This window comes from Moritella marina ATCC 15381 (assembly GCF_008931805.1).
Lineage (GTDB): Bacteria > Pseudomonadota > Gammaproteobacteria > Enterobacterales > Moritellaceae > Moritella > Moritella marina.
Map to the genome: position 1 here is coordinate 2,542,329 of NZ_CP044399.1, position 12,718 is coordinate 2,555,046.

A 12,718-nucleotide genomic window follows, 5' to 3' on the forward strand; every position below is an offset into this window, starting at 1 on the left:
TCAGTCACTATAAAACCATAAAATCACCGCGAGGAACGGGCACTTAACCCGCCGCTTTTATTAATTCATGCTCACTTTGTGCGACAAATTTACCAATTTCAGCATATGCTTCGTCAGCCTCTTCTAAATCAAATAAATGCCAAACGTGGAGCATATTAGACCAGGTCTGCAATCGTACATCAGAACCTTGTGAACGGGCTTTATTGGTATAACGACGCGAATCATCAACCATCATTTCTGTATCACTAGCTTGGATCAAGATCGGGGGTAAGTCAGATAAGTTGGCAAAAATAGGCGATATTTTAGGGTCTCGTGGATTCATACGGAACAAGATCGCGACCCAAATAAGCAATATGAATTGTGGAAAGTGATGGAATTTACCCATGAACGGGTTTAACAAAAAATCAGTTTTGGCATTATAGTTCAAACTGCCATAACTAAAGGTGCTATCAATACAAGGACATATTGCAATTGCAGCATCAACCTGACGGATATCTTGGTGTTTGAGCCAACCAATCAGTGCAAGTGTTAAATTACCACCCGCAGAATCACCCGCGGCATAAATCCGATGACATACTTGCGGATTATAAGGGTTGTGCTCAAGTAACCATTGATAAGCGTTACGACAGTCTTGAATGCCTTGAGTACGCGAACCATCAGGGATCATGTCATAATTCACCGCGAATACCGCCACACCGAGCTCGCGCGATAAACGCTCTGTAACAACCCGGTGACTCTTTGCACTACCCACAGCAAACCCGCCCCCATGGATATAGAGTAAGCGCTTGTTCACATCACTGTTTTTACTGATCACCCACTCCCCGACTACCTTCTGCTCATTAAAATGGCTGGAGACAGGGATAATGTCACAATCTAATTCAATATCCCCTAGGCAATCAATATTTTGACGTAAGGCATACAGGTATTTACTCGGTTTAATAAAATTGATTGGCTCTTGAATGCTTTCGATAAGTGCCAATGCTTGCGGGTATTTATAGGAAGGTGTAGGACGATAAAACGTCGCGCTTAAATCAGTACTGTCGTACTGGCGTAGATCATCACCATACAAGTTACGGATAGCGAGCATAAGCACAACGACGATAACAGCAATAATTAAAAACCACATATAGTGATAACTCCCCGAGTAGTATGCGCAATTGGTATGAGTAATTAATATCAATAAGTCGTATCAGCAATTCGACCGAGACCAAGCTATAACAATATCATCCTCAAAATACAAATATCAACGACGAAACATAAAATAAACAAGGACTAAACCTCAGTATCCATATAAGGATATGAATCTGTGTCACAAGTCCAAATAAAAGCTCACTGCCATTAATTAAATATAACTAACGCATTAATTTAATATAACCAGGTCATCGATTTGAACATTTCCAGTTGGCTGTCTATCCACTGTCATTAAACTTGCTTGTTGCTCATACAATTTTGTTACTTCTACTTGGCTACTACTATTGGTTTCTTTTTTACGATGGATGCCAAACTGATCAACATAACTGCCCGTATGTTTAATCAAAAAACGGTCGCCTAATTTTAAGCCATTGTTGCGACCAATATTAATATTTACCTCATTGCCATCCACAGCGATAACACGCGCTTCCACCGATTTACACTGTAAACTCGCATCTAAATCAAACAGCACATCATCAATAATCAGTTCCAAAGCGTTACCAAATTCAGAACGCCAAAACTTTAGCGTGTCGGTATCAACAATACGGTGTTTTGCAAATTCCCACTTAGTCACTTTACTGTAATTACGATCAAACAATAAACTACCATTAAAGCCATCGAATACTTGTACATTCAAACGGAAATTACGGTCAGGCAAGTCACCAGCGAGTATTTTAGCAATACCATTTACTGCCGGTTTAAAGGTTGATATATCGGTAATAGAGCCTAAAATAATGTATTGGCTATCCGCTGATTTACTAATTTGTTTCACTTCATGTGATGTCAAATTCCCACGTAACGGCAAAGAACTGCCGCTAAAACCAATATTTTGATTAATAAATTCTCGCGCATCAAAAGTTTGACTATTTTTACGCAGGCTTTGATATAACAAGCGGCTAAATGATTCATTAATATTGTAGATACCACCATAGCTGGCTTGTTCACGGTGACGTATATTAAAGCGTAATAACGAGACAGACTTCTGATAACCAGCGCTTAAACATTTATTACGGTCAGCAACAATATCCGTGATAACTTGTACCGTGATCTTATCGCGTTTAATTGATTCACTTTTTAAACGAATATCCCTGACTTCTCCATCCATACGGACCTGAAAACGATCTGATAGTATTTTTCCGCCATTGAAAGACTGTAAGCTTGAAACCGATGCTCCGGCATATAATAGCGCTTGTTTCAAGGCATTACGCACCGCTAATTCACGTGCGATATCAACATCATTGTCAATAATAATCGCTTCACCCTCAACCTCATACCACTCGGCATGTAAGGTGAACGAGCAACAAACTAATAATAGTAATAGCAGTTTTTTCATTTTTTAATCGCATATTAATTCTGGAGATGTGTATTTTAAAAGCAACATTTGTACCAGATCAATTTTTTTTAAATATAAAATAACATCTAGGTTAAATTAGGCCATAAAAGCGGTATCATTATAAAAATGAGGCGGCAATGATATTTTGGCAAGTTAATTGCTTGTATTTATACATTGGTCACACATATAACCAGACCTAGACGATTAAAGGTATGCCTTTTATTATCACGTAATAATGTAAATGTAGGAATGAATATGAAGCGTTTTTTACTACCGTCATTAGCGGTTGTGTTGACTTCAGCATGTACTGTCATTGAAGAACCTAGCCACGTATTATTAACGGGTGCAAATACCAAAGTACAGCCGGTGGTCATCAAACAGATTATTGTGCAGCCTGTTTATCAGCCAAATGGCAGAAATTCAAACATGGCACAAAGTATGCTTACTAAAGAACAGTACAACAATATATTTAGAAGTCCTTATACCTACCCTTACCGCCGCGACGTTTCAACCAGCGGTAAATAACGGTTTAATGACAATAATTAAAGCACTTAAGGAAGTAATATGAAAAAGGCAGTCATAGCTATCAGCCTAATTACCCTACTCACTGGTTGCGCATTAAAACAGCCCGTACAGCCAGAAGCAGAAAAAGAAACACCGCCTCACTCGACGTGGGATGGTAATTCTTATGAACCAAAGTACCCTAGAAGTCTGTTGCCAAACCAACCGATAAACTATACCCAAGAGTTAAGCTTTATCGTTCGTGGCCTAGCAGACCAACTGATCGTCAATGATTTGTCTATTATTCCAAATGATGAACCGATTGCCGTCACTTCGTTCGTCAATCTTGACGATCTATCGACAACAAATTGGCTCGGTCAAACATTATCAGAATCTTTTATCCATGAAATGACCATTCGCCGTATTCCCGTTATTGATTATAAAACTACAGGTACAATCAGTGTGACTGGCCAAGGTGATTTTGTATTTACCCGTGATTGGAAAAAATTACGTGGGCAATTACCTGTATCACGTATCCTGACAGGTACGATGTCACGTAACAGTGAAGGTGTGATTGTGAATATGCGTGTCATTAATATGGAATCTGGTTTTGTTGAATCAACATCACAAGGCATTATTCCTAATCACTTAGTGATTGGTGGTTCAAACAGTATGGGACCACTAGAAGGTCGTGGACGTTATATTTATCGTTCTGGTTCTGCACCTTCGGTTCGTATTACTAATTAAGGTTTATCAATGAAATATCTACGTTTACTTTTACTTGCGACTCTGGTTAGTTTAACAGGCTGTTCACTATTAGAAAAAAATACGGTTTATGATATCAAAGAACCAAAATCATTCCCTGTGCTTAAAGCGGTTGGCTATGCTGCATTAAGTTCTCAGCCAGGCAATAGTGAAAGTGAACGTATGCTTAATGCAATGCGCGCATCTAAATTAGATGCTTATCGTGAATTAGCAGAGCAAGTCAGTGGACAAGAGATTTACAGTGATAGCAACTATAAATCACGTTCACTGCAAGGTGAGTCAATCGAAGCATCGGTATCTGGTATTATCCGCGGAGCGCGAGTGGTACAAACTTACCCTGTGAATGACGATGTCTATGCGACTGAGTTAGAACTCGATTTTAAACGTGTATTTGAGTTATATGAGAATACCTCATCGATGCCGACACGAGTGCAAAAAACGCGTTATTAAGCACGATTGATAAAACTGAGTTAGCTTGTTTAATGTCAATGAAATAAGCTAGCTCAGTACACTCTCAGTATTCTCTCAATACCCTATCCTCATCACTATCAAATCAACCTAACATTAAATCTGCTGAATACAGCACGCCCCACAATAATACCGCCACCGACGTTTGTGCTAACTGCGTATTTAATTGCTTACCATCACGCTGATATATCGCGATACACAAGGCTAATTGAACCGGTAGTATCAACAGCATTGTTAATCCTTGGTAACGGTCAAACAGTAATAATAATGACGGTAATAACATCGTAATACAATACAGGTGCTTGCTAGATTTAACGCCTAAACGCGTTGCGAGGGTAAATTTTTGCGCGCGGCGGTCTGATGCCACATCACGAATGTTATTCACCAACATAATAGCGACGACTAACAAGCCGACTTGGCTGGCGGGTATAAAAACATCGATAATCAGGACTTGGGTTTGTAAGTAATAGCTACCGACAACCGCCAACCAACCAAAATAAAGAAAAACAGCGATTTCACCTAATCCATGTGACGCCAACGGACGTGGTCCACCACTATAAATATACACGCCTAACAGAGATAACACACCCAACACAACATAAGCCCAGCCGCCGACATATATCAGATAGCAACCACTTACTATAGCCAGGAAGCACATAGATAATATACCTAGTCGCAAATTCGCGGCAGATATAAGGCCTTTTTGAAGCGCACGATCTGGACCTAACCGGTCATCACCATCAACACCACTTTTACCATCAAAATAATCATTAGAAAGGTTCACCGCAATTTGTAATGCCATACAACAAATCATACATAATAGGGCGATATAAACACTAAAGTGAGCAGGAGAATCGTACCAAGCAAGCGTTTGCCCCAACAGGATCACCGCAAGCGCAACCAGCAGTGTTTTTGGGCGAGTAACAAGAAACCAAGAAGATAACGTAGTCATAATATTTAACAGCATAAGACAGGAGGTATAATCAGGATAAAATACCTATTTAGTAATGTCTATAGATATTGCAGGTATAAAAAAGGTCACTCCAAATGGAATGACCTAAGACAATATTATAGGTACTAAATTATAAGTAAACGTTTAAATTAAGCCGCTTACTTAGTGCGTAACGACTAACTCTCTTTTCAAAATATTGTCATATGTTTCAAAGCGGCGCTTAATTTCACGGATATAGTGCACGGGTTCTTGACCACGTACATAACCGTAACGTGCTTTCGCTGCATATTTAGATTTAGACAGTAACAACATCGCTTTTTCTACGTTGTTAAACCACACATCGTCACGCCAGCCTTTCTGTTTCGCTAAGCGCATCGCATCTCGAACATGACCCGCGCCCGCGTTATAAGACGCTAACGTAAACCAAAGTAATTGATCTTCCTGTACTTCATCTTTACGCATGCGCTCACGAACCCAGTTCATATAACGAACACCGGCTTTAATGCCTTGCTCGGGCACGTGTACATCGATGATACCTAACTCTTTCGCCGTACGCGGCATCAATTGGAATAAGCCTTTTGCGCCTGCCATCGACTTAGCTTTTGGATTAAAACGGCTTTCTTGATGCATTTGAGCAACTAATAAACGCCAGTCAAAGCCATATTGATCCGCGTATTTTTTGACAATATCATCATAAGGTGACAATACACCTGAGTTATTTTGACGTACATAATCTTTATAATGGGTATCGAGACGCTTTTGGTTTTTAAAATATTTGTTATAGATAACATTATAAAATAAACCTTTGTAATGCTTCTTAATAAAGGCATTTGATTTAGCTAACAACTTATCATGACCCGACGCGATCGCCCAACTTTGTGATTTAGGTGCACCTAACGCCATTAGCGACTGAATATCATCACGGAAGGTCATTTCAAGATCAACGATATGACTATCAGCAATGGTCATTTCGTATTCTCTTTCACCGATCTTATCAATGATTAACTCGGTTTCTTGGTTTTCAGGTACGCCAATTAACGTAATATTATCGACGGTTTGCTTTAATGCTGTCGCACTTTCCCAATACGAGCTCGATGGTCTAATATAGATATTACTATTCGCCAGTTCTGCTTCGGATTCTATTTCAGCGCGATCTTTATGTGCAACGACTAACTCAGAGGCGTAATGATAAGGACGTGAAAAGGCAATCCCCTTCTTACGCCGCTGCTCTGTCGGCGTTAAAAAGCCTAATGCGATATCCGCTCTATCTTCAAGTAAATAATCAAGTAGCGCGACATTATTGGGCGCGACAATTATTTCATAACGTAACTTATGTTCTTTAGCAAAACGTTTGGCCAGTTCATAATGAAAACCCAGTAGTTCGCCACGCCAAATATAATAAGAAGAAAGGTTGTTACGTAATACAAAACGCACTGTTTTGGTTTCTTGAATTTTTTGCCATTGCGATTTATAGCGACTTGTTGCTTTTGATGTCGCTTTAGCAATGAGGTTTTGTGCTTTTAGAAATTGATTTAATTCATTTAACAAAATCTTATTGCTCGGTGCAACCCCCCAACCCAGATAACGCGTTGCACTCGCCTGTAGACTCATTTTAATGTCATCACGATAAGCGCTGGCTGACTTAATCAAGTTCTTATCTTGAATTGTCATATCGAATTCACCGCTGGCTAACTTATCGTATAGCGCTTCATGGCTAATCGCACTATCGACTATGCGGATCTTAAGTTTAGGGTATACCTTTTGTAATCCTAACGCCGTTGACTGGTAACTTTTTCCTTTTTGAATGACGATCTCGCGGCCATTCAAATCTTTGCCCGTTTTTAAACTTTTGCTTTGGCTGCCCATCACGAGATATTCTTTTGTCAGCATATAAGGTTTGGTAAAACTGACTAATTTAGCTCTTGCAGGGGTTTTCGTTAAATTCGCAGCAATAACATCACCTTTGCCTGCTAATAGCATAGGAATAAGATCAACAAATTTTTTAACACGAATTTTTTCGAGCTTTAAATTATTTTCGTCAGCAAATTGTTGTAGGTACTCTAATTCAATATTTTGTGGATGGCCCCTACGAGGAAAAATGATCTCGCCACCTGCCCAGGTTAATACACGTAAAACAGCCTGATTAGGTAGGCTAACAACAGCAATTGGCGCAGCAGCTATAAGCAGGGGGGCAGGCTGTGAGCCTGTAAATTGAAGGTTAGTTGGCTTGCTGTTAGTGGATAAAGTCGTCGAATCTTGAGTTGCAGGTTCAACGTCCACAGTCGCCTTTAAGCCTGCGACGGCATTCGACTGAAGAGATACAATAAACGTGTCTAGAATAAGTACAGTGAGTAACACTAAATATACTTTTTTAGCTGTCCGGCTGATTAAAATTTTATACATTACATTCCTTTATAATGTTTATAATACATCTCTGTATAAACTTATGTTACAACCCTGTATAAACTTATATTAGAGCTCTTTATAAATTTATAGTACGACTCGAGTATTTTACGGCTATCTGATTATGTTATTATCGATATCTAAATCCACTCTCTATAGGGCTCTATTTTATGCTTATTTCTTTTTTTGTTGGTATTACCTTGGTTGTGTACATTAAGCAAAAAGCGCTTAAACCACACTCACATGACACTATAATGATGTTAATTAGCGATGGCTATAAGGCACTATATGGCGACATTAAAAAGCTAATGAAATAATTACATATTAATAGCGGAATCGTCAATAGTATCCACGAACGGTTAAATAAAGCGCACCAAATAGATTCAAAAACTATTAAAATCACACTAAAAAGTCGATACAGCTAAAGATTTATTAACATAAAGCATGAATGGCTTTACATTTGCGTTGTGACCGATAAACTGACGCCTCTCAACTGTACTAACTGTCGCTTAATACGCCACAGATTATGCTCCATATCACGATACAGAAAGCAGAGGACGTCAATTTTGAGTAATACTGAATCATTAGATACCCCCACTTTAGGCCAGAAATTATGGTTTAACTTACCCCTTTGGCAAAAAATTGTTATTGGTATGATCCTCGGTATTACCGTCGGGGTTATCTTCGGTGAAGACGCCGTGATCTTAAAGCCAATTGGGTCGTTATTTGTAAACACCATTAAAATGTTGATTGTGCCTTTAGTGTTCTGTTCAATCATTGTCGGTATTACCTCAATGCAAGACACCAATAAAATGGGTCGCATTGGCTTTAAAGCAGTATTGTTTTATCTACTGTCAACAGCAGTCGCAATCACGATAGGTCTGCTATTAGGCAATCTATTGCAACCTGGAGCAGGTTTAGAACTTGTCGCTCAGCAAGCTGAAGCAGCAAAAGCTACCCCATCATTGGCTGACACCTTAGTTGCGTTAGTGCCAACGAACCCTGTCGGTGCGTTAGCACAAGGTCACATACTACAAATCATCGTATTTGCAGTCGCGCTTGGTATCTCTTTAACGCTGATTGGTGAAAAAGGCAAACCTGCGGTTGCGGTATTCGAAAGCCTTGCTGAAGCAATGTACAAACTGACCGACCTGGTGATGAAGCTAGCACCCTACGGTGTATTCGCATTAATGGCATGGGTTGCTGGTAAATACGGCTTAACCTTATTACTACCATTAATGAAAGTCATTGGTGCTGTTTACCTTGGTAGTATTTTACATGTGCTTGGTGTGTATAGCGCGTTAATTCTATTCATCGCTAAATTAAGCCCTGTACAGTATTTCCGCGGTATTGTTGATGCGCAAGTCGTCGCCTTCACCACGACATCAAGCGCGGGTACCTTACCTGTATCAATGAAATGTGCGCGTGAAAAACTCGGTGTATCAAAAGGCGTATCAAGCTTTGTACTGCCACTTGGTACAACGATCAACATGGATGGCACTGCACTTTACCAAGGTGTAACGACATTATTCGTTGCGCAAGCCTTTGGTATTGATTTAGGCATGCCTGAATACATCACCATCATCTTAACAGCGACATTAGCTTCAATTGGTACCGCAGGCGTCCCAGGCGCGGGTCTTATCATGCTAACGTTAGTGCTTACTACTGTAGGCTTACCTGTTGAAGGTGTTGCACTGATTGCTGGTATCGACCGTATTCTTGATATGGCACGTACCACGGTTAATATTTCCGGTGACATCGCAGCATCAGTGATCATTGCGAAATCGGAAAAAGAATTAGATACCACAATTTATAACGCAAAGTAGCTGTAAATAGTTAGTTGTAAGAAATACAACAACCATACAAACAAAAAAGCCACTGATGATAGCCAATAATAAGGGCATGACATCAGTGGCTTTTTCATTTTAAAACAGCATTACGTAAAGTTTACATAAATGCTAGTTTAGCCACAAACACTGCTGTTAATACCCAGATACTGATTGAGACTTCACTCGCTTTACCTGAACCTACTTTTAAGAACGTATAAGCAATGAAACCCAATGCAATACCATTCGCAATCGAGAAGGTAAATGCCATCATAATTGCAGTAATACAAGCAGGTACATAATCGGTAAACTCATCCCAGTTCACTTTGCTCAGACCACTCATCATCAAGAATGACACAAAGATAAGCGCACCAGCCGTTGCATAGCTCGGAATAATTAACGCGATATCAGTAAAGAAGGTCGCCGCTAAAAATAGCACACCAACCGTTACAGCTGTTAAACCTGTTCGACCACCTGCAGCGACACCTGACGCACTTTCAACATACGATGTTACTGGTGGGCACCCCACACACGCACCTAATACGCTAGATACTGAATCAGCTTTTAATGATTTTTTAAGGTTTTGAATTTCTCCTTTTTCATTCACTAAGTTCGCTTTATCTGCAACACCCATTAAAGTGCCTGCCGTATCAAACATATTCACAAATAAGAACGAGATAATGACACTAACCATACCGACGTTGAATAACCCTTCAGCACTGTAAAATAAGTGCTCGAAGTCCATTGCCATGAATAATGGAGCAATGCTTGGTGGCGTCGAAATGATAGATGCTGGTGCAGAAACAAGACCCAATGGAATACCAGCAAGTGTTGTCACTAACATACCGACTAATACCGCACCAAATAGGTTACGACGGAATAATGAACCAATGATTAAAAAAGTTAACGCGGCCAGTATGACTGTCGGCTCTTTAAAGTTACCCAATGTCGTCAAAGTCGGTTCAAAAGAAACCACGATACCGGCATTTTTAAAACCAATAATACCCAAGAATAGACCGACACCCGCCGTCATCGCATAACGTAAGCTCTGCGGAATACTGTCGAGTATCCATTCACGGATCTTATAAAAACTCATTAAGGCAAAAAGAACACCTGATACAAATACCGCCGCCATCGCTACTTGCCACGTATAACCCATGTCAAAGACAACCGTGTAAGTAAAGAAAGCGTTAAGCCCCATCCCCGGTGCAAGACCTACAGGCCAGTTCGCGTATAAACCCATTAACATACAACCAATTGCAGCACCAATACAGGTAGCAACAACTAGCGCATCTTTATCCATACCTGTCTTAGACATAATATCGGGGTTTACAAAAATAATGTAAGCCATAGTAACGAAAGTAGTTAAACCAGCCATAAGCTCAGTTTTAACCGTTGTGCCGTGTTCAGAGAGTTTAAATAATCGCTCTAAAAGACCGCCCTTAGGCGCTCCCTGTAACTCAGATCCTTGTTGTACCTTATCCATCATACTTTCCTTGTGAGTTTCGGTTGTACCGATTTCATTTTTATACTTTTTATTGTTTTTATTGTTTTTATTGTTTTTATTGTTTTTATTGTTAAAGACTCGTGATTGTTAAAGACTAACTCCCACGATAAGTAGAATAACTAAACGGTGATACCAGTAATGGCACGTGATAATGCGCCTGTGTATCGCTAATACCAAAACGGATAACGATGTCATCTAAAAAAGCGGTTTCAGGCACTTCAGTGCCACGTGCACGGAAATAATCAGCGGTATCAAATTGCAGTTGATACTTACCAACACGCAGTTCATCACTGGTCAATAATAGCGTATCCGTACGTCCATCACTGTTAGTGACTGTCGATACTATCAACTCGAATTGATCTGCCTCTACCTTATATAATTTAATATTGATGCCAGCACCTGGTACGCCATTGGCTGTATCAAGTACATGTGTACTGAGTCCACTCATAATCAAAAATACCTTACTGTCGCTATTGAATATCACGATTTAAATATCGTCAAAATAAAAATGCATACATAATATGATACAAAATGTTAACATTATGTTTAATATGATTACAGAAAAACAGCTAAAAGTTAAATCATTAATTTAATAAAACCTTAAAAAACACAAATAAATTGTCTAAATACCTCATAATTATCACTAATGGATAACATAAATCGAATATCCCTCAACAAATCATCCACGACACGTCAATTGAAACTCCCTAATGAGGTACAAAAGCAGTCATTACAAGTTTGTTACAAAAACATATGGATTTTGTATACAATAATTGCAATAATTGTTTAACAGCATAATTACTTACCTATAACATAAAGAGTGGTTATCAAAATATACTAATGACAAGGAGTCATGATGACTGTTGCCTACCCTAGAGACCTTATTGGTTATGGCCAAGATGTCCCAAATGCTAACTGGCCAAACAAAGCACGCTTGGCAATCTCATTTGTGCTTAATTACGAAGAAGGTGGTGAACGCTGTGTACTACATGGTGATAATGAATCAGAAGCCTTTTTATCGGAAATGCCAGGCGCAGTGCCACTACAAGGTGTACGTAACCTCAGTATGGAATCTTGTTATGAGTATGGCAGCCGCGCAGGTGTATGGCGTTTACTCACCTTGTTCGCAGACTATCAAATACCATTAACCATTTTCGCGGTTGCGATGGCGCTAGAAAGACACCCCGATGTTGCAAAAGCTTTTGTTGATGCCAATCACGAGATCTGCAGCCATGGTTATCGTTGGATCGATTATCAATACACAGATGAAGCCGAAGAGCGTGAGCATTTATATAAAGCTATCAATATCATTAAGGAACTCACAGGTAAAAGACCTACAGGTTGGTACACCGGCCGCTTGGGCCCGAATACCCGTCGCTTAGTCGCGGAAGAAGGTGGCTTTTTATATGACTCAGATGCTTATGACGATGACCTGCCTTATTGGGTTAAAGCCAACAGCCAACCCCACTTGGTTATTCCCTATACCTTAGACGTTAACGATATGCGCTTTGCGACCCCACAAGGTTTTAATAGCGGCGAGCAGTTCTTTCAATACTTGAAAGACAGCTTCGATACGCTCTATGCCGAAGGTGCTGAGTCACCTAAAATGATGTCAGTGGGGTTACATTGTCGCTTAGTTGGCCGTCCAGGCCGTATTGCGTCACTCAAACGCTTTTTAGACTACGTAAAACAACATGATGATGTGTGGTTATGCACACGTGAGCAAATCGCCAACCACTGGATTGAAAACCATCCATATCAGGGATCTTAAC

The 12,718-nt window shown here is 39.8% G+C and carries 11 protein-coding genes; 5 read left to right on the plus strand and 6 right to left on the minus strand.

Annotated features, from left to right (window positions below; genetic code table 11):
* Positions 1–43: 43 nt before the first annotated feature.
* Complete coding sequence (locus tag FR932_RS11410) at positions 44–1,126, minus strand: alpha/beta hydrolase (RefSeq protein ID WP_019442024.1); 1,083 nt, start codon at positions 1,124–1,126, stop codon at positions 44–46.
* A gap of 234 nt (positions 1,127–1,360) precedes the next feature.
* Positions 1,361–2,524, minus strand: coding sequence for a flagellar assembly protein T N-terminal domain-containing protein (locus FR932_RS11415; RefSeq protein WP_019442023.1), 1,164 nt, complete (start codon positions 2,522–2,524; stop codon positions 1,361–1,363).
* A gap of 255 nt (positions 2,525–2,779) precedes the next feature.
* On the opposite strand from FR932_RS11415, the gene FR932_RS11420 reads away from it, so the two are divergent.
* Genes FR932_RS11420 through FR932_RS11430 form a run of 3 tightly spaced genes read left to right on the plus strand, consistent with a single transcriptional unit; the run spans position 2,780 to position 4,240 of the window.
* The gene (locus FR932_RS11420; RefSeq protein ID WP_019442022.1) at positions 2,780–3,049 is read left to right on the plus strand and encodes a hypothetical protein; all 270 of its coding nucleotides are present in this window, start codon (positions 2,780–2,782) and stop codon (positions 3,047–3,049) included.
* A 39-nt stretch (positions 3,050–3,088) separates the two neighbouring features.
* A complete protein-coding gene (locus FR932_RS11425; protein WP_019442021.1) occupies positions 3,089–3,772 on the plus strand; it encodes a FlgO family outer membrane protein in 684 nt (227 codons plus the stop codon).
* Between the two features lie 9 nt (positions 3,773–3,781).
* Positions 3,782–4,240 (plus strand): LPP20 family lipoprotein, encoded by a 459-nt coding sequence (locus tag FR932_RS11430; protein WP_019442020.1) that lies wholly within the window; start codon positions 3,782–3,784, stop codon positions 4,238–4,240.
* Positions 4,241–4,343: 103 nt separating this feature from the next.
* On the opposite strand, the gene menA is transcribed toward FR932_RS11430, so the two are convergent.
* Both menA and FR932_RS11440 read right to left on the minus strand, forming a co-directional pair.
* The gene (menA, locus tag FR932_RS11435; protein WP_240532422.1) at positions 4,344–5,210 is read right to left on the minus strand and encodes a 1,4-dihydroxy-2-naphthoate octaprenyltransferase; all 867 of its coding nucleotides are present in this window, start codon (positions 5,208–5,210) and stop codon (positions 4,344–4,346) included.
* Positions 5,211–5,372: 162 nt separating this feature from the next.
* Entirely contained in the window at positions 5,373–7,613 is a 2,241-nt protein-coding gene (locus FR932_RS11440; protein WP_019442018.1) for an MltF family protein, read from the minus strand.
* A 566-nt stretch (positions 7,614–8,179) separates the two neighbouring features.
* Here FR932_RS11440 and FR932_RS11445 point away from each other — a divergent pair.
* Positions 8,180–9,439 carry a dicarboxylate/amino acid:cation symporter gene (locus tag FR932_RS11445; protein ID WP_019442016.1) on the plus strand — a complete coding sequence of 420 codons (1,260 nt, stop codon included), beginning with the start codon at positions 8,180–8,182 and terminating at the stop codon, positions 9,437–9,439.
* 121 nt (positions 9,440–9,560) lie between these two features.
* Here FR932_RS11445 and FR932_RS11450 read toward each other — a convergent pair whose 3' ends face one another.
* Positions 9,561–10,925 carry an NCS2 family permease gene (locus FR932_RS11450; RefSeq protein ID WP_019442015.1) on the minus strand — a complete coding sequence of 455 codons (1,365 nt, stop codon included), beginning with the start codon at positions 10,923–10,925 and terminating at the stop codon, positions 9,561–9,563.
* A gap of 115 nt (positions 10,926–11,040) precedes the next feature.
* Positions 11,041–11,394: a hydroxyisourate hydrolase gene (gene uraH / locus FR932_RS11455; protein WP_019442014.1), complete on the minus strand. Its 354-nt coding sequence runs from the start codon at positions 11,392–11,394 to the stop codon at positions 11,041–11,043.
* Between the two features lie 408 nt (positions 11,395–11,802).
* Between uraH and puuE the strand changes: the two genes are divergently transcribed.
* Positions 11,803–12,717, plus strand: coding sequence for an allantoinase PuuE (gene puuE / locus FR932_RS11460; protein ID WP_019442013.1), 915 nt, complete (start codon positions 11,803–11,805; stop codon positions 12,715–12,717).
* The last annotated feature ends 1 nt before the right edge of the window (position 12,718 follow it).

Excerpts from the sequence above, each read along its gene's own strand:
- FR932_RS11430 (WP_019442020.1), top strand. The coding sequence starts at position 3,782 with ATGAAATATCTACGTTTACTTTTACTTGCGACTCTGGTTAGTTTAACA.
- uraH (WP_019442014.1), bottom strand. The coding sequence starts at position 11,394 with ATGAGTGGACTCAGTACACATGTACTTGATACAGCCAATGGCGTACCA.
- FR932_RS11450 (WP_019442015.1), bottom strand. The coding sequence starts at position 10,925 with ATGGATAAGGTACAACAAGGATCTGAGTTACAGGGAGCGCCTAAGGGC.
- FR932_RS11440 (WP_019442018.1), bottom strand. The coding sequence starts at position 7,613 with ATGTATAAAATTTTAATCAGCCGGACAGCTAAAAAAGTATATTTAGTG.
- menA (WP_240532422.1), bottom strand. The coding sequence starts at position 5,210 with ATGACTACGTTATCTTCTTGGTTTCTTGTTACTCGCCCAAAAACACTG.
- FR932_RS11415 (WP_019442023.1), bottom strand. The coding sequence starts at position 2,524 with ATGAAAAAACTGCTATTACTATTATTAGTTTGTTGCTCGTTCACCTTA.
- puuE (WP_019442013.1), top strand. The coding sequence starts at position 11,803 with ATGACTGTTGCCTACCCTAGAGACCTTATTGGTTATGGCCAAGATGTC.
- FR932_RS11410 (WP_019442024.1), bottom strand. The coding sequence starts at position 1,126 with ATGTGGTTTTTAATTATTGCTGTTATCGTCGTTGTGCTTATGCTCGCT.
- FR932_RS11425 (WP_019442021.1), top strand. The coding sequence starts at position 3,089 with ATGAAAAAGGCAGTCATAGCTATCAGCCTAATTACCCTACTCACTGGT.
- FR932_RS11420 (WP_019442022.1), top strand. The coding sequence starts at position 2,780 with ATGAAGCGTTTTTTACTACCGTCATTAGCGGTTGTGTTGACTTCAGCA.